Annotated in this window: 17 protein-coding genes; 8 read left to right on the top strand and 9 right to left on the bottom strand. The window is 38.3% G+C overall.

Annotated elements, in window-relative coordinates:
* Positions 1 to 11 precede the first annotated feature (11 nt).
* From H561_RS0100745 to H561_RS0100735, 3 genes are read right to left on the bottom strand one after another with little or no spacing between them, the layout of a single operon-like run.
* Positions 12 to 866, bottom strand: a complete 855-nt coding sequence (locus H561_RS0100745; RefSeq protein WP_155845708.1) for a hypothetical protein — start codon at positions 864 to 866, stop codon at positions 12 to 14.
* Between the two features lie 19 nt (positions 867 to 885).
* Entirely contained in the window at positions 886 to 2,433 is a 1,548-nt protein-coding gene (locus H561_RS0100740; protein WP_027385254.1) for a RagB/SusD family nutrient uptake outer membrane protein, read from the bottom strand.
* Positions 2,434 to 2,443: 10 nt separating this feature from the next.
* Positions 2,444 to 5,353 (bottom strand): SusC/RagA family TonB-linked outer membrane protein, encoded by a 2,910-nt coding sequence (locus H561_RS0100735; RefSeq protein WP_027385253.1) that lies wholly within the window; start codon positions 5,351 to 5,353, stop codon positions 2,444 to 2,446.
* A gap of 175 nt (positions 5,354 to 5,528) precedes the next feature.
* Between H561_RS0100735 and H561_RS0100725 the strand changes: the two genes are divergently transcribed.
* The 3 genes from H561_RS0100725 to H561_RS0100715 all read left to right on the top strand — a co-directional run bounded on the left by H561_RS0100725 (position 5,529) and on the right by H561_RS0100715 (position 8,827).
* Positions 5,529 to 6,722: an MFS transporter gene (locus tag H561_RS0100725; protein ID WP_228372200.1), complete on the top strand. Its 1,194-nt coding sequence runs from the start codon at positions 5,529 to 5,531 to the stop codon at positions 6,720 to 6,722.
* A 16-nt stretch (positions 6,723 to 6,738) separates the two neighbouring features.
* Positions 6,739 to 7,527: an NUDIX hydrolase gene (locus H561_RS0100720; protein ID WP_027385251.1), complete on the top strand. Its 789-nt coding sequence runs from the start codon at positions 6,739 to 6,741 to the stop codon at positions 7,525 to 7,527.
* A 121-nt stretch (positions 7,528 to 7,648) separates the two neighbouring features.
* Positions 7,649 to 8,827 carry an acyl-CoA dehydrogenase family protein gene (locus tag H561_RS0100715; protein WP_027385250.1) on the top strand — a complete coding sequence of 393 codons (1,179 nt, stop codon included), beginning with the start codon at positions 7,649 to 7,651 and terminating at the stop codon, positions 8,825 to 8,827.
* A 75-nt stretch (positions 8,828 to 8,902) separates the two neighbouring features.
* Here the strand turns inward: H561_RS0100715 and H561_RS0100710 are convergent, their stop codons facing one another.
* Genes H561_RS0100710 through rsmG form a run of 4 tightly spaced genes read right to left on the bottom strand, consistent with a single transcriptional unit; the run spans position 8,903 to position 13,237 of the window.
* On the bottom strand, positions 8,903 to 11,596 hold the full coding sequence (locus tag H561_RS0100710) for a PD-(D/E)XK nuclease family protein (protein ID WP_027385249.1): 2,694 nt from the start codon (positions 11,594 to 11,596) through the stop codon (positions 8,903 to 8,905).
* Entirely contained in the window at positions 11,593 to 12,129 is a 537-nt protein-coding gene (locus H561_RS0100705) for a DUF922 domain-containing protein (protein ID WP_027385248.1), read from the bottom strand. Before H561_RS0100705 ends, H561_RS0100710 begins: the two co-directional genes overlap by 4 nt.
* A gap of 4 nt (positions 12,130 to 12,133) precedes the next feature.
* Positions 12,134 to 12,541: a hypothetical protein gene (locus tag H561_RS0100700; RefSeq protein WP_027385247.1), complete on the bottom strand. Its 408-nt coding sequence runs from the start codon at positions 12,539 to 12,541 to the stop codon at positions 12,134 to 12,136.
* Positions 12,542 to 12,601: 60 nt separating this feature from the next.
* Positions 12,602 to 13,237, bottom strand: coding sequence for a 16S rRNA (guanine(527)-N(7))-methyltransferase RsmG (rsmG, locus tag H561_RS0100695; RefSeq protein WP_027385246.1), 636 nt, complete (start codon positions 13,235 to 13,237; stop codon positions 12,602 to 12,604).
* 91 nt (positions 13,238 to 13,328) lie between these two features.
* Between rsmG and H561_RS0100690 the strand changes: the two genes are divergently transcribed.
* The 5 genes from H561_RS0100690 to H561_RS0100670 all read left to right on the top strand — a co-directional run bounded on the left by H561_RS0100690 (position 13,329) and on the right by H561_RS0100670 (position 19,091).
* Positions 13,329 to 14,522 (top strand): pyridoxal phosphate-dependent aminotransferase, encoded by a 1,194-nt coding sequence (locus H561_RS0100690; RefSeq protein ID WP_027385245.1) that lies wholly within the window; start codon positions 13,329 to 13,331, stop codon positions 14,520 to 14,522.
* Positions 14,523 to 14,567: 45 nt separating this feature from the next.
* Complete coding sequence (locus tag H561_RS0100685) at positions 14,568 to 17,507, top strand: M16 family metallopeptidase (RefSeq protein WP_027385244.1); 2,940 nt, start codon at positions 14,568 to 14,570, stop codon at positions 17,505 to 17,507.
* A gap of 265 nt (positions 17,508 to 17,772) precedes the next feature.
* Positions 17,773 to 18,405, top strand: coding sequence for a peroxiredoxin (locus H561_RS0100680; RefSeq protein WP_027385243.1), 633 nt, complete (start codon positions 17,773 to 17,775; stop codon positions 18,403 to 18,405).
* 129 nt (positions 18,406 to 18,534) lie between these two features.
* The gene (locus H561_RS0100675; RefSeq protein ID WP_027385242.1) at positions 18,535 to 18,840 is read left to right on the top strand and encodes a thioredoxin family protein; all 306 of its coding nucleotides are present in this window, start codon (positions 18,535 to 18,537) and stop codon (positions 18,838 to 18,840) included.
* Positions 18,841 to 18,842: 2 nt separating this feature from the next.
* A complete protein-coding gene (locus tag H561_RS0100670; protein WP_027385241.1) occupies positions 18,843 to 19,091 on the top strand; it encodes a DUF6952 family protein in 249 nt (82 codons plus the stop codon).
* Positions 19,092 to 19,251: 160 nt separating this feature from the next.
* Here the strand turns inward: H561_RS0100670 and H561_RS0100665 are convergent, their stop codons facing one another.
* Positions 19,252 to 19,938 carry a Bax inhibitor-1/YccA family protein gene (locus tag H561_RS0100665; protein ID WP_027385240.1) on the bottom strand — a complete coding sequence of 229 codons (687 nt, stop codon included), beginning with the start codon at positions 19,936 to 19,938 and terminating at the stop codon, positions 19,252 to 19,254.
* 18 nt (positions 19,939 to 19,956) lie between these two features.
* Entirely contained in the window at positions 19,957 to 20,916 is a 960-nt protein-coding gene (locus H561_RS21860; protein WP_034761032.1) for a hypothetical protein, read from the bottom strand.
* Positions 20,917 to 20,933 lie beyond the last annotated feature (17 nt).

Here is a 20,933-nt window from a genome sequence, read left to right as displayed (position 1 = left end):
TATGTAATAATTTATTGCATTCTGCGGAACTCCACTTTGTCTATGCTTAAGCTGTTGACGGTAGTTCCCCCACATTTGATTTCCAGGTAAACAGTTCCTGTGGTCGTTGCCGTATATACACCTGCATTTTTAACTGCATCACAGCCAATAGATGAAACTTTTCCCTTAAATGCAGACTTTCCGCATCCTGCCCAGGTATTGATATTACGGTAGACCGTTCCCCCGATATCCTGACCTGTAACCGGCATGCTATTTAAAACATACACTTCAAACCAAGTATCCTGTAAAGCCGAATCTGAAGAAGCTACCAAATCAATGGAATATTTCTGCCCTGCCACTACATTGACAGCCTGATAGATACCCTGCTGACTGCCACCATTGGCCACAATAGTAGCTTTTTTGTTAGCAAAAACCCACTGGGCTCCGGAAGCACTTATTTTATGGACTGTCCATTTTGAAATTTCTTCCGGTGTATCGAATCTACCTCCTTGGATCATATTTCCGGAAATAGGGTCTGAGGTAGGAACTACGATAGTCTCACTTGAAGTTCCACCAATTACCCCACCAATACCTATTGCTTGATGTTGAATAACATATGTACCTGCATCAGGTAAGAAAATATTTTCTTCACTTTTTCCTGTATTATAACCATCATCATCTATATTCCATTTAGAGAAAATATAATTATTAGAGTTAGCTCTCAGAGAATATTTATTTTCAGCAGTTTTGGTAACTTTAAAAGAAGCATCAACTGCATTTTGCACAAGACCGTTTCCGTCACCATCTATGGTATCTGGTGTACAGCCTGCCATAAATACAATAGCCGAGCTTATTAAGAAACTTTTATTAATATATTTAGTTATCATTTTTTTATTTTTTTCTTGATTAATAGCCAGGGTTTTGTTTTAAAGCGGTGTTTGTCAATTCATTAAATGGGATAGGAAGAATTTCATTTTTACCTGCTGTAAATCCTCTTGATCCTAATTTTGAAGGAGCATCTCCCCATCTTACCAAGTCAAACCATCTGTGACCCTCACCTGCGAGTTCTCTTCTTCTCTCGTCTTTAATGGCCTGCATAGAAACCGGAACGGATGTTAAACCAACCCTAGCTCTTACAGCATCTAATAATTGTTGAGCTCTTGTTCCTGATCCTCCTAATGCTTCTGCTTCCATTAAATAAGTATCCGCTAATCTGATTGCAATGTAATTTTGACGGAAATTCAATTCTACAACCCCTGGCAAAGTAGTTTCATCATCAGTTCTTGGTAAATATTTATTCAAGAAATATCCTGTATCTTTAAACCCTGGAGAATATGTTACTTTATTTTGTTGTACTAAGGCTCTAGCATTAAAAATTGTTGCATCTAAACGAGGATCTCCCTGCATAAAACTAAACAAGTCATCCGTTGCCGGATTGAAGCCCCAACCTTTATGAATTTTTGGTGAGTTATTAACAATAGGTGAAGTATCTACCAGACCATAAGAAACAATTCCTACCATTTGATTGATTGAATTTCCTTCATCTTTTCCTGTACCCCAAAATCCCCAATCTGCATTGCTTCCATTAGTGTGCATCACTTCTAAAATGGATTCAGATGTGAACTTATTATCAATAATCCATAAACTTGCAAAATTATCCACTAATTTATATCCATACTGGCTTGTTGTTCCCGGAGTTCCATTTACCTGAGCAAATTCAGCGGCTGCCTGAGTATATTTTTTATCATAAAGATAAATTTTTCCTAAAATAGCACGAGCCGAACCTTGTGTAATTCTTCCTAATTCAGCTTTATTAGCAGTACTGATCGTCATGGGAAGATCGCTAATTGCTGAAACAATATCTCCTTCTATTTGATTATAAACATCTTCAGGTTTAGCCTGAGGGATATTATAATAGTCATCTGTAACCAAAATAGGTTTTAAAACCATCGGAATATTTTTGAACATTCTAAGCAACTCAAAATAATATAATGATCTCAAAACTTTAGCTTCTGCAATAAATCTTTTTCTGGTTTGATCATTCATGTTAGCATTAGGAATTCTGTCTAATAGCAAGTTTGCCTTTGCAATTCCCTGATAATAATCTTTCCAATAACTGGCCGGCATAATTACGGAATTTATAGAATAGTTTGAAAATCCTTGAATTCCTGCGCCATCTGAAGAATTTCCTCCTCCTGAATAGAAGTCATCCGAGGCCCCATTAAAAAATGTCACCATATTTTCAAAACCTCCTGAATACTTTCTCAGCATATCATAAGTAGCGACAAGACCCGAATATGATTGTTCCTCATTTTGAAAATAGTTGTTTGAGTCAAAAGTTCCGGTGTTTTGAACATCTTCAAGATTACTGTTATTACAAGAAACAGCTCCAAAACCAATTCCTGCAAGCATTAAAACAGAAATACCTTTATATATAAATCTTTTATTTTTCATTTTATTAAAATTAGAATTGAACATTAGCACCAAAAAGAAAAGTTCTTGCCTGTGGGTAGTATGCCCTGTCTATACCAAAGGTATCGCCACCCGCAATTTCAGGATCGTAACCTGTATATTTTGTAAAAGTCACAAGGTTTTCCCCTGTCACATAAAATCTTATTTTAGAAGCACCAATAGTTTGTGCTACATCTTTAGAGAGTGTATAACCTATTTGAACTAATTTCAAACGTAAGTAATCTCCTTTTTGAAGATAATAATCTGACATTCTTGTGTAGTTTTGGTTAGGATCGTCTTTTGTAAGTCTTGCGATTGTATTTGAAGACCCTTCACCTGTCCACCGATCAAGAATGGCAGTCTGATAGTTTGATTCAGGAATATCAAGTCTTCTTAGTCCCTGGAAAATTTTATTACCGGCTTGTCCTTGTGCAAATAACATTACGTCAAAATTCTTGTAATTCATATTTAAAGTAAAACCGAATGTATATTTTGGTACTGAATTACCAAGATTAATGTAATCGTTTTCATCGATCTTACCGTCTCCGTTTGCATCCAGCCTTTTGAAATCACCAGGTTTTGCATTAGCTTGAATCAATCCTCCATTGGAATTTCTATAAGCATCAATTTCTGCTTGGTTCTGGAAAATGCCTAAATTCTGATAGCCGTAAAAAGATCCGTAAGATTGGCCTACCTGCAACCTAGAAACCGTTCCAAGTGTCTGGAAAGAAGCAAAATTCACATAATCTTTACCTCCTTCAAGCCGAGTAATTTCATTCTTTAAATAAGAAAAATTACCGTTTGCTGAAATCCCAAAATCTCCCCAGTTCTTTTTGTATCCAAGAGTTACTTCCACACCATCATTATTCATATCTCCAATATTTCTCCATGGATTATTGATTAATCCTAAATAGCCTGGTACTTCGACTTGTCTCAAAATATCGCTACTTTTCTTTCTGTAAACATCAACACTTAAATCGAAATTTCTGAAAAGTTTGATATCTGCAGCGATGTTAAACTGAGATGTTCTTTCCCACTTTAAATCCGGATTTTCTAAAGTACTTGGTGCGTATCCTACACGAATAATATTATCTCCAAAAGTATAATTACTTCCAGCTACCAAAAAGTTGGCAAACTGGAAATCTGCAATGGCATCATTTCCTAAAACTCCGTATCCACCTCTTAATTTGACACTGTTTACTACGCTATTTTCTGGCCAAAAACTTTCGTTTGACAAATTCCATCCCAAAGACATTGCCGGAAACGTTCCCCAGTGATTATTTCTTCCAAATTTAGAAGATCCATCTCTACGAACTGTCCCAGTGAAAAGGTATCTGTTATCATAATCGTATACAATTCTTCCAAAGTAAGAGGCTTTGTGCGTTTGTTTACCGTCCCAAGCGTTTGAAGTTTTATCAGACGGCGCAATATCAAAATTAAATGAAGCTTCTTGCCAGTCATTTGTTGGAAGATTTTTGTACGTTGTATTTTGTCCGTAAGAAATATTATACTCATAATATCCTTGACCTAATAATACATTTAAATTATGTAACCCAAACTTATTTTGATAGGTAAGAGTATTTTCGGTATTCCATTCAAATTTCTTTTGAATTTCTCTAAATAAGCTATTTGTAGAATTAGAGTTAGCAGAACTTAGATATGATTTTGGAGTAAAGGCCTGATTCCCCCAGTAAGAAAGCTTACCGTTTACGCTTGACTTAAAATTAAAATTCTTATTAATTTTCCAGTCCCCAAAAACATTCGCAATAATATCATCAGACCATCTGTATCTTCCTCTCTGGGTTTCCTGAAATGCCAAAGGATTTGTCATTTCTTTACTTACATAATGTGAAATTCCATAAGGATTTCCATTAACATCTCTTATTATATTAGCATTATTTGTATAGTCACTTGGAAAAGGCTGATTAGCAATACTATTAACAATAACAGGCGTTGTAGGATCTAAGTTAATAGCTGAACTTAAAGGTCCACCAAATTCATTATTATCATTAATTCCCTGCGCTTTTACGTGAGTATATGCGAAAGTTTGCCCTATTGTTAAAAAGTCAAAAACTTTATGTGTTGAATTTAATCTTGCATTAAGTCTTTTGTAATTTGAAATATCTCTCATGACAATCCCTTCCTGATCGTAATATCCAAATGAAGAATAGAAGGTAGACTTATCATTTCCTCCACTGATACTGAATTCATGAGACTGCCGTTGCGCCGTATTGAAAATCTGTTTTTGCCAGTCGGTCCCTGTCCCTAAAGAACCTGGATTAGAAAACATAGGAGTCTTACCATCATTAACATTGGCTTCATTCATAATGGTTGCATACTGTGTTGCATTTAGCAAGTCCAACTTTCTAGCAGCACTTCCAACACCAAAGAAACCATTGTAAGAAAGGTTCATTCTTCCTTTTGCGCCTTTTTTGGTAGTTATAAGTACAACCCCTTTTGCGGCTGAAACACCATAAATTGCAGCAGAAGCTCCGTCTTTTAATATTTCCATTCCTTCAATATCAGACTGGCTTAGCCATCCAATGTTATCTACAACAATTCCGTCTACTACCCAAAGTGGATCGTTACTCCCGGCTCCGAAGCTGGTGATTCCTCTTACTCTTACAGTAGGAGCAGATCCTGGCTGTCCGGAATTTGAAATTACAGAAACGCCAGCAGCCCTACCTTGAAGCACTTGTTCTGGTCTGCCCGCTGCAGGAGCATTTTCAATGTCACTTGCTTTAATACTGGAAATCGCACCCGTCACATTACTCTTCTTCTGGGTACCGTAACCGATCATGACCACTTCCTCGATTTTGGTCTCTTTGGAAATGGTGTCATTCGTTGTGTTCTGGGCACTGAAATTTGCCGTAAAATAGAGCACGGCAATCATCCCTAAACTTCTAGATACTTTTACATTCATATACAGTTAGTTTTTTATTCTCAAATTGAGACAATAAAAATATATTTTTTTTTAAATAATTAACATTATCTTAATAAATATTTTAATTTTTCCTTTATTTTTGGGGGTTCATAGGACTATTTTTTACCCTGCTTTTCATAAAAAATCATAAAAAAGAATAAAAACAATCCCCAAAATGATGACCAACACCGCCCGAATCTCCCTTCCGCTGAAACTTACTTTTCTTATTTTTTCAATGGTACTTAACTGTATGGGCATTGTCATCCTTCAGCTTTCCGAGGCAAAAATTACTTATGAAAAGCTCGGTTTTCTGGAATCTTTCAAAGACCTACCAATTGCATTTATCTCGCTTTTTGCCGTGAATTTTATCAGCAGGTTCGGGACTAAAAAATCTCTGATTCTCGCTTTGTCTATTGTCGGAATCTGCTCTTTGATCCTTCCGTTTGTGGAAGTCTTCTGGTTTTACAAAGTATGGTTTGCCATTATCGGGACCTGTTTCGCCATCGGGAAAATCTGTGTGTACGGAATGATCAGGCATAATATTTCAGATGAGAAGTCCCTGGCCAAGACCATGAACAGTGTAGAAGCTTCTTTTATGATCGGCATCTTCGTGGTTAATATCGGCTTCGGATGGCTGATTTCCAGCCGGTTTTCAGAATTCTGGAAATTCGGTTTCCTATCCATTTCATTATTGTCAGCCATTACGATTTTTCTTTTTTCAAGACTTTCTGTTTCAGAATCCGCCGGAACGGAAAATAAGAGCATGCTCAAAGAGGTACTAAAACTGATTAATCCTTTGATTGTTATATTTTTAGCGATTATTTTCTCTATTGTACTTATTGAGCAGAGTTTCAATTCATGGCTGCCTTCATTTTATAAAAACCACCTAAAGGTCAATTCTTTTTTTTCGCTTCAGGCTACATCACTCATGGCTGTTTTTTCCTATATCGGAAGAATCATTACGGCCAATATAATCCAGAGGTTTTCCCTGTCGAAGTATTACATCGTATGTGTTTCGCTGATTATGCTGCTGCTGGCCATCATCAGCAGCATTCAATTTTTCGGTGCCGATGATGCCGGAATACTGCTGTTTCTGTTTCCGGTTATTGGCCTTTTCCTTTCGCCGCTTTATCCTGTCATCAGCTCGAAAATGATTACGCAGGTTGATAAAAGCAGAATGAATCTTTTTACCTCGCTGATTGTTATTTTTTCATCTTTGGGAAGTGCCGTGAGTTCTATTATCATGTCTGTATTATTTGGAAATCAGATGCTAAGCTATTATTCACTGTATATCTTTTCAGCTGTTTCCGTACTGTTTATTATAAGTTTGATTTATTTTAAACTTGCAGACCGGACTTCTGAAAAATAATTTTATTTTTACTGTCATGAAAATCAAAAACGAGAAAAATAAAGAAACTCTTCAGGAACTTATTGATACAAAAGACTTTGTAGCGCATGTATCTGTCGACTGCACCATATTTGGTTTTCATAATAACATCCTGAAAGTCCTTCTTTTAAAATATCACGACCTGAATCTGTGGTCCCTGCCCGGAGGTTTTGTATTTAATGATGAAGATCTCCGTGAAGCTGCCGCACGGGTTTTACATGAAAGAACCCATCTTAAGGATATTTTCCTGAAACAGTTTCATACTTTCGGCAGAATCGACAGAACCGAAAACAATGTTCACCAGATCCTGCTTAAAAACAAAGGTATTGCAGTCCCGAAAAACCACTGGATCTTTCAGCGCTTTATTACGGTCGGCTACTGCAGCCTGATTGATTTTTCAATGGCCAATACCTTTCCTGATGCCTTTAACGAAAGCTGTGAATGGTTTGAAGTGAACAAACTTCCGCAGATGGCCTTTGACCATGACCGGATTATTGAAACCGGACTTGAATACCTGAGAATGAACATCAACACCGAAGTGGCAGCCAGTAACTTGTTACCTGAAAAATTCACGATGAAGGACCTGCAGTCGCTCTATGAAACCATTTTAGGGGAAACATTCAGAAGAAACAACTTTCAGCGTAAGATATTAAGTCTGAACATTTTGGAAAGACTGGAGAAACTGTATGACGGTTCTGCCAACAAAGCGCCGTATTTGTACAAGTTTAAAAACAGAATCTATCATCCGGCTAATCAATACCCCATTTCCAACAAAGAGGAAAAGTAATGCAATTTTCAATCAAATAGCATTTTAACTTTAAATTACTCAATATCAACTGATAAAATGCATGTAAAAAAAATTTCCGTGAACTCATGAAAAGTGCTATTTTTAGGAAAATTAAATTACAATGTCATATTATCCCCTTACAAGCATTCCTGATTATTTCGGAATCGATGCTTTACTTACCGAAGAACACAAGCTGATCCGTCAATCCGTCAGAGATTGGGTAGAAAGTTCTGTGATGCCCCGGATTGACCAGGCAGCCCAGGACCATACTGATATCCCGGGACTGATGAAGGAACTGGGACAGATCGGGGCTTTGGGTCCCTATATTCCGGTGGAGTACGGAGGTTCCGGGCTTGATCAGATTTCTTATGGCCTTATCATGCAAGAACTGGAAAGAGGTGATTCTGCTGTACGTTCTGCCGCTTCCGTACAGAGTTCGCTCGTGATGTTCCCGATCAATGAATTCGGTTCCGAAGAACAGAAAAAGAAATATCTGCCTCAATTGGCTGCAGGGGAAATGATCGGATCTTTCGGGCTAACCGAACCTAATCACGGTTCAGACCCCGGTTCTATGGAAACCAATTTTAAAGACATGGGTGATTATTACCTGCTGAACGGTGCCAAAATGTGGATTACCAATTCCCCGATTTGCGATATTGCCGTAGTCTGGGGGAAAAATGAAGAAGGAAAAGTGCAGGGACTGATCGTTGAAAGAGGGACGGAAGGATTTACCACCCCTGAAACCCATAATAAATGGAGCTTAAGGGCTTCTAAAACAGGAGAACTGGTATTCAACAATGTTAAAGTACCGAAAGAAAACCTGCTTCCGGGTGTTACCGGACTGAAAGGGCCTTTATCCTGTCTGAATTCTGCAAGATACGGAATATCATGGGGCGTTATCGGTGCGGCGATTGACTGCTACTGTACTGCCGTTCAGTATTCCAAAGAAAGAAAACAGTTCGGCAAACCCATCGGCTCGTATCAGCTGCAGCAGAAGAAGCTGGCAGAATTCCTGACTGAAATTACCAAAGCCCAGTTGCTCTGCTTACAGCTGGGGAACCTTAAAAACGACCATAAGGCAACACCCGCCCAGATTTCAATGGCGAAAAGAAACAATGTAAAAATGGCCATTGATATTGCAAGGGAATCCCGGCAGATCCTGGGTGGAATGGGAATTATGGGTGAATTCCCGATGATGAGGCATGCCGCTAATCTGGAATCAGTAATCACCTACGAAGGCACCCACGATGTCCATTTGCTGATTACAGGGATGGATATTACCGGATTCAATGCTTTCTAGACCTTGCATAGCCAATTAAATAAAAAGAGCCTGATATTCTGTCAGGCTCTTTCATATTTTAATCGAATAATTGAATCAATTTGAATACGGCTTAAGCCTTTCAATAAAGTTCATATCCGGATTCAGGATTTCTTCGATCAGGCTTTTTACTGATTTCATGGCGACATCGATATCCCCTTTTTCAAACTGAAGGGAAATTACCCCTTTTCTGGCTTCAGCAAAACTCCAGATTCCCGTTTCTATCGGCATTCCCCAGAATTCAGGAAGGTTCTGGACTACATATTGGTAGATGCATAGCTGCAGGGCCTGTTTCCGGTCATTGTTATGGAAATAGTCATCTGCTTTGTCCTCGTCTATTTTTACCACGAGGTTCTTGATCTTTGCCGTTTTATAATCAATAATCCTTAAGGTTCCGTTCAGTCTGTCAATTCTGTCTATAAAACCGAAAAAGGAAATTTTATCATGTTCATCAAGATAAAAATCCACGCCTTCAAATCTTTTCTCAATGTCCAGAATTTCGAGTGCATTGCCGTTTTTCACCAAATCCAGATCATAATCCAAAATGTTTCTGATGACTTTTTTAGCAATGGCCTTATGAATAAAATTCATTCCCTTTTCGTAAAATTCCGGCTGGTGTTTTAATTTATTGATCGCACTTTCTATATATTGATCTATCGCTGCAATTGACTGCTTTAAGTCATTTTCTTTTAATACTTTGCCTTTTAACACTTCATAAACATCTTGAAGGGTATAATGTACAAGATTTCCATAATTCCTTACTGATAATTCCTCTTCGATCTCATCACTTTCCGAAGTATTCAGAATCTTGGAAAGATAAAAATCAATAGGGTTATATAAATAACTGGTAAGATGGGAAGCCGAAACTTTCTGCTTCCACCGCTGAAGCCTTTCGAGAACAACAGGCGTTTTTGAGACCTCAATAGGCTGGGTAATGATCGGTTCGGAGGAATTTTCAATGATCAGATGTTCGATATGATGTGAGCTTTCCATTTCAATCTGGGTAATGAACCTGCTTTTTTCTCCGGTATTGACCCCGGAGCTTAATGCATTGAATAACAGGTGTACATTCTTGGCATCCTGGATCAGACGGTAAAAATGATAGGCATAAATACTGTCATTCTCCAGAAAAGTATGCAGATCAAAGAACTTCCTGATATCAAAAGGAATATAGGTATTCTGGGAATTACCCAGCGGTAACTTCCCTTCGTTCACAGACAGCAGGATGACATTTTCAAAGTTCAGAAGACGGGTTTCCAATAATCCCATCACCTGCAGCCCCTGCAGGGGCTCTCCCTGAAAGTCGATACTTTCCGAATTGATATGCTGGTTAATCAGGATTTCCAGCGTTTCCATTTTAATTTCAAAGCTGTACGGAGACAGCTGGTTCCTGATCATTCTGAATGCATTCTCGAAATGGGAAACGTTTTCGTACTGGATATCATCGATGTCAAGCCATTTAATCTGCTGGCAGAAGGCAATTAATGAATCAAGATAAATACTGGTAGACTCCGCTTTCTGAAGCAGGTTGTAATAGGAAAGTTTTCCCAGCAGTTCGTACAGAAGTTTTTTTGAAATATAAACAATATTCCTTTGTTCTATACTGGCTTTAAAAGTATTGATGGTCTGCTCATCTTCATCAGATTTCGGAAGTTCTTCCAGGATGGGATAAACATCCCGGTAATAATAAGAAGACCTGTTTTTTTCCAGCTGCTTCTGGAGATAGAAAAGCTGTTTGACGGCATTGGAAAATGAAAGGTTTTTCAAAGGGAAACCCATGGTAATATTCAGGTTCTGAACCCCGTGCATCGCATCCAGGCTGGCCGGAAGCAGGTTTTCATCCAATAACACTACGGCAGTATTGGAATAGATTTTGTTCTCAATTTCATTAAGGATTTCAGGAAGGATTTTGGTCTGGGTAATGTTTCCGGATACTTCATACACCTTGATGTTTTTCGGCTGGTTAAAATCCTCTTCGATCCACTGGAACGGGCGTTCATCAGTGAATTCTTTCCATGTCTTATGATTCCTCAGGAACTTTCCTGCTTCCTGTCTTTCATCATCAAAATAATAATGGTCTGCCTGGAAAAAGCACTGCGCTTTATTCCACTGCAAAAGGCTTCGTACCAGCTTCTCTTCTACCGGAGTAAAGGCATTAAAACCACAGAACACAAACTGCTGCGGTGTACTTTTAGCAAAATCAACAATCTTTTTCCCTGCCGTTTCATGGATCATCCCTGAGGTAGCCCAGTTTTTTTCCTGTAACTTTTTCTTAAGTACAGGCAGGAAAACATTCATATTTTTCCAGAAAGTAAGGAATTTTTTTCTGGGCACATCCTCATCTTCCCCAAGATCCTGTGCCCACTCCTTGATTCTTTCCTCATCAAACATATACTGAAGAACCGCTTCATCATTTCCTGAAAATTTCAGAATATCATCCCAGTCTTTCTGTAAAGTGGGAAACCATTTCAGGAACTCGGAAAATTCATCATTGGGAATCAGGTTCAGGCTTTTGTATACATCAAAGGCAAACAGCCATAGGGAAATCCCATCAATTTCCTGCTGATCAGCAATGGTATTGACCAATTCTTCAATCGTATAAAAATGCGGGAGAAATCCCGAATAATTGTTCTCTTCCAGAATCCGGCGGATAAATACAACTGGCCTCTTCCCGGGCAATACCATATTGAAGTCAGAAAGATCGCGGTTTTGTGCCAGCAATTCGCTGATGACTTTATTGAGGAATTTCAAGACGTTTTATAGCTTTTGTAGTTTTCTAATTCTTCAGCAATAATACGATTATATTCCGACTGTTTTTCTTCCAAAACCCCGTTTTGGGTTTCTCTATCGTATGTTTTCTGAAAATCCTGGTATTCTCTGAGAACTCGGCTGTAGATGGATTTAAAATACTTGTCAAAATCCGAGGAGGTCCTGATCTTTTCTGCAATTTCTTTCCGCAGCTTGCGCGCAAAAACTTCTGCTGCATCAAAATGCTTCTGCTCATGCAGAAGGACATAATTATTGATCCGTTTTACATCTTTCCAGGATTGGTTTTCATTAAAAATGGTTTCAATCTTTATTTTGATAGGTGCTTTAGGGTTTGAGGATTTAACGTAGGAATAGGACCATCCACAATTGGTATAAGCCACTACATTGGTACCCAGCTGGTTGTTGGTCCTGCTTTTAAAATTATCCCAGGTGAGTTTCCTGTCTTCCTCCCAATATATTTTCTGTCCGTATAAAACATTGGAAATCAGAAAGCAGGCTGTAAAAATCCATTTCATCTATTTATTCAACTACAATTGTTTTGGTGATCCAGCTGTTGCCGCCGTTCCAGAATTTGAAAGTATAGCTTCCGGTATGTTTGGGGCTGAAATTAATCTGGCTTGCCGCTGTATAACTGCCGTCCGCACAGGGCCCACTGGCAATATATTTATAGGCTGTAACGGTTCTTGTAACATCATCATTATAAACATAATCATACCCGTAAAACCCTTCACAGTGGGACGGATATGTAGAATAGGTTCTGATGCTCTGAATTCCGTACACATCCATCGTATCATTAACAATTTTCACACTGTCAATTTTAATCTTATCTGCAGATTCTATCGTCTGATAGTCGTCATCGTTCTGGCACGATGTTAAAAATAACCCTAAAATCAATGCAGAAAGTCCAATAGAGAAAAGTTTTTTCATAACTACAAATTTTGATGATCATCAATTATTTCATCAGATCGTGTTTTTAAGCAAAATTCATCAAGAATTAAAATTGCCTTTTGATACGTAGACTACTTTTTTTGTATCAAAAAATTCTTCATCAAAATAATTCTTAAGCGAAAAAATCTCACATCTGAGGCCTGCAAGCTCTTCGGCAAGGTCGCCGCCTTTCAGATATAAAATCCCGTTGTGCCTGGAATTGAACTGTTCTTTTTCAAATTTGCCTTTCAGCCATTTCAAAAATTCAGGCATCTGCGTTACGGCACGGCTTACCACAAAATGGAATTTTTCCTTTACTTTTTCCGCCCTTCCGTGAATGGCCGTCACGTTTTTCAGTCCTGTTCCTTCTGCCACGGCCTGTACTACGCTGATTTTCTTCCCGATGGAATCAACCAGGGTAAATTCGGTTTCCGGAAATAAAATCGCCAAGGGAATTCCGGGAAAGCCGCCTCCGGTTCCGATATCCAATACCTTGGTTCCGGGAGCAAACTCCATGACTTTCGCGATTCCCAATGAATGTAAAATATGTTTTTCGTACAGCGATTCCATATCTTTTCTAGAAATCACGTTGATTTTTTCATTCCATTCCTCATATAAATCTTCCAGTTTGTTAAACTGTCCGATTTGTGTTTCTGTAAGTTGGGGAAAGTATTTTAATAATAACGTTGTAGACATTTGAAATATTATAAAAAGCAAAAATAAGTTTTTATTCACATTTTATTCAAATTAAGTTTTTATTATATATTTGTTCAAATGCAAAAACTATATGAATAAACTTTCAGAAAGGGTTCAGAGATTAGGTTACTCCCAGACCTTTGTCATGTCAAATAAGGCCAGAGAAATGAAAGCCAGCGGAATAGACGTTATCAGCTTAACCCTCGGCGAGCCCGATTTTGATGTGCCCGACAATATTAAACAGGCGGCTTTTGATGCCATTAATCAAAATTACAGCCACTACTCGCCTGTTCCGGGATTTTTAGAGCTTCGGGAAGCCATCTCCCATAAACTGAAAAGAGACAATCATTTAGAATATAAACCTGCACAGATCTGTGTGTCAAACGGTGCAAAACAGGCCATTTTAAATGTTCTGGCAGCACTCCTTAACGACGGAGACGAAGTGATCCTTCCTAATCCGTATTGGGTAAGCTATGATGAAATGGTAAAGATGATGGGTGGAACTTCCGTAATGCTTCCCACATCTTACGTTACCGACTTTAAAATAACGGCCGAACAGCTTGAAGAAGCAATTACCGATAACACAAAAGCGATTTTATTCAGTTCACCATGCAATCCTTCCGGCGGATATTATACTTATGATGAATTGAAATCTTTGGCAAAAGTGATTGCCAAATATCCTCATGTCACCGTAATTTCAGATGAAATTTACGAATACATTAATTACGAGACAAAATCTACTTCAATCGCGCAGTTCCAGGAAGTATATGAGCAGACCGCCGTGATCAACGGAATGTCTAAGGCATTTGCCATGACAGGCTGGAGAATCGGGTATTCCGCCTGTCCGGAATGGCTGGCGAAAGCCTGTGAAAAAATACAGGGACAGATGACCAGCGGTGCAAATACGGTGGCACAAAGAGCTTCCATTGTTGCATTAAAAACCGATCCGTCGGAGTATAAATATATGATTGATGCCTTCCGGCAGAGAAGAGATCTGGTGTATGATTTAATCAAAAAAATTCCCGGGTTTAAGGTTGTACTGCCAAAAGCGGCATTTTACTTCTTCCCTGATATTTCCTATTACATCGGTAAAACCCTGAACGGAACGGAAATCAAAGATGCTGATGACTTCGCGATGTTTATTTTGGAAAATGCCCATGTGGGATGTGTCGGCGGCGTTTCTTTCGGGAGTCCGGAATGCATCAGGTTTTCATATGCCGCTTCAGAAGAAGATTTAACTGAAGCAATGGGCAGGATCAAAAAATTACTGGAGAAATTCAGCTAAACAATCTATTAATCATCAAAGAAAATACTCAACAGAGCAACTACAATGAATTTTTTAAAAAGAATCACACTTGTCACAAGCATTGCTGCGGCCAGTTACTGCGGATACGCTTACGGACAAGATTTCCAGTGGAAAGAAGCACAGTCCAATGGGTATACTTACAAATTTGTAACGAATGACCCTACTTCGGCAAGATATTATACATTGAAAAACGGGCTGACCGTTATTTTAAGTCCGACCAAAAAAGATCCGAGAATCCAGACCTATATTGCGACCAAGGCAGGAAGCAAAACAGATCCTTCAGATCATACCGGCCTCGCCCACTATCTTGAGCACATGCTTTTCAAGGGGACCAACCAGTTCGGCTCAAAAGACTGGGCAAAAGAGAAGCCATTGTTAGACCAGATCGATGGGCTGTATGAAAAATACAACCAAACCAAGGATGAGGCTAAGAGAAAAGAAATCTACAAAGAGATCGATAAAGTTTCCGGTGAAGCCTCCCAATATGCCATTGCCAATGAATACGACAAAATGATGGCCGGAATGGGCGCTGACGGTACCAACGCATTTACTTCCTTTGAACAGACGGTTTACACTGAAGATATCCCTGCCAACGTTACCGATAAGTTTCTGGCTGTTCAGGCAGAACGATTCAGGGAACCGGTGCTGCGACTTTTCCATACGGAGCTGGAAGCGGTTTATGAAGAAAAGAACAGAGGTCTTGACAATGATCCGAGGAAAGTCTATGAGGCCATGTTTGCGGCCATTTTCCCAAACAATAACTACGGAAAGCAGACGACCATCGGAACTGTGGAACACTTGAAAAACCCATCCCTCAAAGCCATCAGGGCCTATTTTGACAGTTATTATGTCCCCAATAATATGGGAATCATCATGTCGGGCGATTTTAATCCTGATGAAATGATCGCAAAAATTGACAAGACGTTTTCTTATATGAAATCGAAACCGGTGCCCGGCTATACAGTCGGGAGGGAACAACCGATTAATGTGCCTGTTACCAGAGAGGTTTACGGGCCGAATCCTGAAAACATCACCATCGGGTTCAGATTTCCGGGCGCAACGACAAAAGAGGCAAGGATGCTGAATTTTATCGGAAGCATGCTCACCAACGGTCAGGCCGGACTGATCGATCTGGATCTTATTAAAAAGCAAAAGCTGCTGGCGGCCTATGCTTCGCCCTATGTATTAAAAGACTATTCAGTTCTGCTGCTGCAGGGGAATCCGATCGAAGGCCAGTCGCTGGATGAAGTAAAAATGTTGCTGCTTCAGGAAATTGACAAGTTGAAAAAAGGCGAATTTTCGGATGACCTGATCCAGTCGATTGTCAATAATGAAAAGAAAAACACCATTCAGAAGTATGAAAAATATACTTCAAGGGCAGAATCCCTGATGGATGAGTTTACTTCTGATGTAGACCACAAAACCCAGCTGCAGTATGTGGAGGAGATTTCAAAGATCACCAAAAAGGATATCATGGACTTTGCTTCGAAATACCTTCAGAATAATAATTATGTAGCGGTATACAAAAGAAAAGGTGAAGATAAGAATATTGTAAAAGTCGATAAGCCGTCTATTACGCCGGTATCGGTCAACAGGGAAAGCCAGTCTCCGTTTCTTAAAAAGATCGATGAAATGCCGGAAGCCCCGATCACTCCGGTATGGGTAAATTTTGACCATGATATTGCTAAAAATACATTGGGCAGTGTAGATGTGCTTTCGGTAAAAAACACAGACAATGCTTTGTTCAGGCTGTACTATTATTTTGATTCGGGAAAATGGAACAATAAAATACTTCCTTTAGCGGCAGAATACCTTGAGTATTTGGGAACAAAGGATAAATCTTCGGAAGCAATCAGCAAAGAATTTTACAAACTGGCTTCCAGCTTTAATGTAAGCGCAGGAAATGAAGAAACCTATGTTACCCTCGAAGGCCTAAATGAAAACTTTAATCAGACAGCAGCCTTATTTGAAAACCTCATTAAAAACTGTCAACCGGATCAGAAAGCACTGGAAGCTTATAAGGCAAGGGTGAAAAAATCAAGAGCCAATGCCAAGCAGAACAAAGGATCCATCATGAACGGATTGAGAAGCTATGCGCAGTACGGCCCTCAGAATCCGTTTAACAATGTGCTGAGCGATGCGGAACTGGACGCTCTGAAAGCAGAGGACCTGGTGAATGTGCTTCATGACCTGTTTAATTTCAAACATAAAGTTTTATACTATGGTCCTAAATCCGCAAATGAGCTGACCACTTCTTTAAAATCGGTTCACAAAGTATCAGGTTCACTGAAAGAAATGCCTAAGTCTAAAACTTTTGTACAGATTCCAACGGATAAAAACAAAGTGCTGTTTGCGCATTATGATATGGTTCAGGCAGAAGTTTTCTGGGTGAGAAACAGTGATCCTTATAACTCAGGTATTACTCCGACGGTAAGTCTATTCAACAATTATTTCGGTGGCGGAATGGGATCTGTCGTTTTCCAGACGATCAGGGAGTCCAAAGCATTAGCGTATTCTACCTATTCTTATTTTTCACTTCCGGGCAAAAAAGAAGATAAAGATATGATTACAGCCTATGTAGGAACCCAGGCCGATAAATTCAATGAATCGACCACTGCGATGAATGAACTGCTGACCACCCTTCCGAAATCCGACCAGCTGTTTGAAACGGCAAAAAGCGGACTGCGAAAAGCCATTGCATCGGAAAGAATTACCCAGGATGGAATTATCTTCACGTATTTAAGAGCCCAAAAGCTCGGCAATACAACGGATATCAGGAGAAACACGTATGAACAGGCACCAAAATTAACGTTTGCCGATATCAATAATTTCCACAATAAGGAAATGAAGAGTAAAAATTACACCTACTGTTTGGTGGCTTCCCAGGATAAAGTCAGTGAAGCCGATATGCAGAAACTCGGTGAAGTGAAGAAACTTAATCTGACTGAAATATTCGGTTATTAAAAAGAGAAAGCAGCTGTTTGAAATGGCTGCTTTTATTTTATGGAGCATTATTCTATGTCAAATAAATCACTTTTTAAATGTAAAATCAGATGAAACATTATATCTGAATAAATGCAATAGTATTAAAATAATCATTTGAAGCATAGAATTAACATTACAACAAATCAAAAATTATAATAGATTTTATTAATCAATATCTAATTGTTTGATAGACTAAATAGTTTTATATTTGCTAAAGAAAATTTAAATAAAAAAACAAGAAATTATGTCTTTAGTAGGAAAAAAATTCCCGAATGTAGCCGTTGATGCTATGTCAGAAATGGGTGACGATCTTAGGATCAATATCTTTGAAGAAGCCACTGTTAACCAGCAGAAAGTTATTTTATTCTGGTACCCGAAAGATTTCACTTTCGTTTGCCCGACTGAGCTTCACGCGTTCCAGGAAGCTTTGGGAGAATTCGAAAAGAGAAACACGAAGGTAATCGGTGCCTCTTGTGATACCAATGAAGTACATTTTGCATGGCTGAATGTATCAAAAGACAACGGAGGAATTGAAGGGGTAACTTATCCGATCCTTGCTGATACGCACAGACAGCTGGCTAACCTTTTAGGTATTGTTGATCAGGATTTCGAATACAATGAAGAAGGTGAAGAAGTATTCACAGGATCCAACGTGACGTACAGAGCTACCTATCTTATCGACGAAACGGGGAAAATTTTCCACGAGTCTGTAAACGATATGCCTTTGGGAAGAAACGTTAAAGAATACCTGAGATTGATCGATGCCTATACGCACGTTCAGAAGCATGGTGAGGTTTGTCCTGCCAACTGGGAAGAAGGAAAGGATGCAATGAAAGCTGACAGAAATTCTACCGCTGAATATTTATCAAAAAATTAAAATTTTAATATAACAATGTAGCCATCTAACCATATAATAATTATCATTCTGAATGAAGTGAAAAATCTCATTGCTTAGATTGGTAAATTATCAGATTGCTACATTGTTATTTTCCCTAAAAAATATACAATGTATACAGAATTAACAGAAGATACGCTGCAGTCCATTGTCAGCGATAATGAAAAAGTAGTGGTACAGTACGGCGCTTCATGGTGCGGAAACTGCAGGATTATGAAGCCGAAATTCAAAAAGTTAGCTTCTGAAAATGATAGCATTCCATTTCTTTATGTAGATGCTGAAAAATTACCCGAAAGCAGAAAATTAGCCAAAGTTGATAACCTGCCCACATTCGCGATTTTCAGAAACGGGGAACTGGTAAACCAGGTTCAGAGCAACAAAACAGAAAGTTTAACTGAATTATTTAATGAATTGTAATTATGAAGTTACCTGTAATTAGACAGTTTTATCAGAATCAGACTCCGGAAAACCTGGAAAAAACACTGGAAGTTTTGGAAAGCTTCTGCGAGTTCAGAGGAACCAGTGAAGAAGACCTGAATGTTGCCGGGGAATTGATTACCAATATCTGCGGAGCCCTTGAAGTTCATGCTGCCGTTCAAAACGGAATGAGTGAAAAGGATGCTTTGAACTCTTTTGCCCAAAAGGTATTGGGATCCATTGATAAATAATTTAAATTAAATATTGAAAGATTTTAATATTTAAAAATTACCGAGAACCAGCCTTCCTGGAATAAAAAATCCCGATGAATCAACATCAGGATTTTTTGGGTTTATTAAATTCGTTATAAATTTACGATAAAGAATTCAACTCATAATTTATAACCTGTAATCAGTTTCTCCTGCTCATCAGGATGCTTAAGATATACCAGAATAAAAGCATAATCGAAGCAAACAGCTGCAGTGATGCGCCAACATACTGATTGGTGCTGTAAGAATCTTTCAGCCTGCTCGTCTGATATAGGATAGTGGCAGAAGCAAGGATTACCATGCCTACTGAAAACCAAAGTCCAAGATTAAAACCGAAAACCATTCCGCCAACAATTAATCCAATAGAAATAAATCCTCCGATAACAATAATATTTCTGAGGAATGAAAAATCTCTTTTAGAAGTAAATGCTACGGCTGAAATTCCAGCAAACATGGCGATTGTCAACATCGCAGCCTGAAAGATCACCTGCGGCCCGGCATACAGGGTGGCTATTTTAATCAGCGGAAGAAAAATAACGGATTCCAGGATAACATAAAATCCCAGCCCGAAATACTGGGTGGATTTACTCACCGAAAGCGACCATTTTGTAGCCAGCACCGAAGCCAGCCAGAATACCCCGATAATCAGCAGCCAGATATACCGCTGGGCAAACATGGCAAAGATCAGCTGATCCGGGACCATCTGTAACAGAACAGCTTCTGCCCCGATAAAAGCTAAGATTGCTAAAGCAACGTGCAGATACGTTTTCCTGTAAAAGCCCGCTTTTTCAACATCTGAAGATTGTGCGACTAAAACATCTGTCATCATAGTTATTTAAATTTAATATTAATTCAATCTTTTTATTGGTTTAATTCCCAATATTTTTCCATCCTGTTCAAAAATAACAGTTATAATCTCTTTTGGAGGTACAGATCTATCTTCAACATATTTATATTGTAGCATTGGATATTGGTTTCCATCTTCGATAAGTTGATAACCTGTTGTGAAAATCTCAATAGTATTTTCGAAATGAGTATTTTCAATTAAGCCTTTAAGAATATCATCAGTTGCAGAAGTTCTGATTCTTTCAGAAAGAAAATTTCGGGTCTCACTAAAATCAGAGATCTTTAACTTATCAATAAGTTTTAGAAACTCATCATTAAACAGTTTTATATTTTCTGTACTTAAAACATCTCCACTATTATCTTTCTCTTCTTTTTCTTTGGTTACATATAATCTGATTTTATGTGTCGGAACAGTTATAACCATCTCATTTCTTTCGTAAAATTCTGATAGATTAATATATGAAGATATTTTAAGACCATCATTTACTTCCCAACGATCACTTCTCTCGATCCCGCCATCAGAAGTAAGAAATTCTAATTTTTCTAAACTTTCTTCACGTTCACTTTTACCATATTTTTTAGAAATTTCAGCAACAATATCATGATATTTTTTGATCATTGCTTTACTGAAATTTAATGGCTTTTTAACATCATCTCCTTTTTCAAAATTATGAATATCCCATTCATAAAGAATTTCAGCAATTGTAGAATCTTTTTTATAAGGCGTATAAAACACCAGAAGATTGGGAATTTCTCTTTCTTTTCGTTCAAAAATAATAGGCTGAAGAACCGGTCCGGGAGAATCATACTCTTCATGTGTCTTATAAATCTTACTTCCTAACTTATTTTCAAGTTTAATAAAATAATCTAATTTCTTTCCCTGAATATCAGTCTGAATAATATTCTGTGAATACGTCACCTGACTTATTAATAAAACAAATCCTAAAATTCTTGTTTTCATTTGCCTTCCTTACCTAT

It is taken from the genome of Chryseobacterium gregarium DSM 19109 (assembly GCF_000430845.1).
GTDB classification, from domain to species: domain Bacteria; phylum Bacteroidota; class Bacteroidia; order Flavobacteriales; family Weeksellaceae; genus Chryseobacterium; species Chryseobacterium gregarium.
The sequence above is the reverse complement of the archived record's forward strand: the minus strand, read 5'-3'. Positions and strand labels throughout refer to the sequence as shown.

Bases quoted from the DNA above. Each gene is read 5' to 3' on its own strand.
- H561_RS0100745 (WP_155845708.1), bottom strand. From the start codon at position 866: ATGATAACTAAATATATTAATAAAAGTTTCTTAATAAGCTCGGCTATT.
- H561_RS0100740 (WP_027385254.1), bottom strand. From the start codon at position 2,433: ATGAAAAATAAAAGATTTATATATAAAGGTATTTCTGTTTTAATGCTT.
- H561_RS0100735 (WP_027385253.1), bottom strand. From the start codon at position 5,353: ATGAATGTAAAAGTATCTAGAAGTTTAGGGATGATTGCCGTGCTCTAT.
- H561_RS0100725 (WP_228372200.1), top strand. From the start codon at position 5,529: ATGATGACCAACACCGCCCGAATCTCCCTTCCGCTGAAACTTACTTTT.
- H561_RS0100720 (WP_027385251.1), top strand. From the start codon at position 6,739: ATGAAAATCAAAAACGAGAAAAATAAAGAAACTCTTCAGGAACTTATT.
- H561_RS0100715 (WP_027385250.1), top strand. From the start codon at position 7,649: ATGTCATATTATCCCCTTACAAGCATTCCTGATTATTTCGGAATCGAT.
- H561_RS0100705 (WP_027385248.1), bottom strand. From the start codon at position 12,129: ATGAAATGGATTTTTACAGCCTGCTTTCTGATTTCCAATGTTTTATAC.
- H561_RS0100700 (WP_027385247.1), bottom strand. From the start codon at position 12,541: ATGAAAAAACTTTTCTCTATTGGACTTTCTGCATTGATTTTAGGGTTA.
- rsmG (WP_027385246.1), bottom strand. From the start codon at position 13,237: ATGTCTACAACGTTATTATTAAAATACTTTCCCCAACTTACAGAAACA.
- H561_RS0100690 (WP_027385245.1), top strand. From the start codon at position 13,329: ATGAATAAACTTTCAGAAAGGGTTCAGAGATTAGGTTACTCCCAGACC.
- H561_RS0100685 (WP_027385244.1), top strand. From the start codon at position 14,568: ATGAATTTTTTAAAAAGAATCACACTTGTCACAAGCATTGCTGCGGCC.
- H561_RS0100680 (WP_027385243.1), top strand. From the start codon at position 17,773: ATGTCTTTAGTAGGAAAAAAATTCCCGAATGTAGCCGTTGATGCTATG.
- H561_RS0100675 (WP_027385242.1), top strand. From the start codon at position 18,535: ATGTATACAGAATTAACAGAAGATACGCTGCAGTCCATTGTCAGCGAT.
- H561_RS0100670 (WP_027385241.1), top strand. From the start codon at position 18,843: ATGAAGTTACCTGTAATTAGACAGTTTTATCAGAATCAGACTCCGGAA.
- H561_RS0100665 (WP_027385240.1), bottom strand. From the start codon at position 19,938: ATGATGACAGATGTTTTAGTCGCACAATCTTCAGATGTTGAAAAAGCG.
- H561_RS21860 (WP_034761032.1), bottom strand. From the start codon at position 20,916: ATGAAAACAAGAATTTTAGGATTTGTTTTATTAATAAGTCAGGTGACG.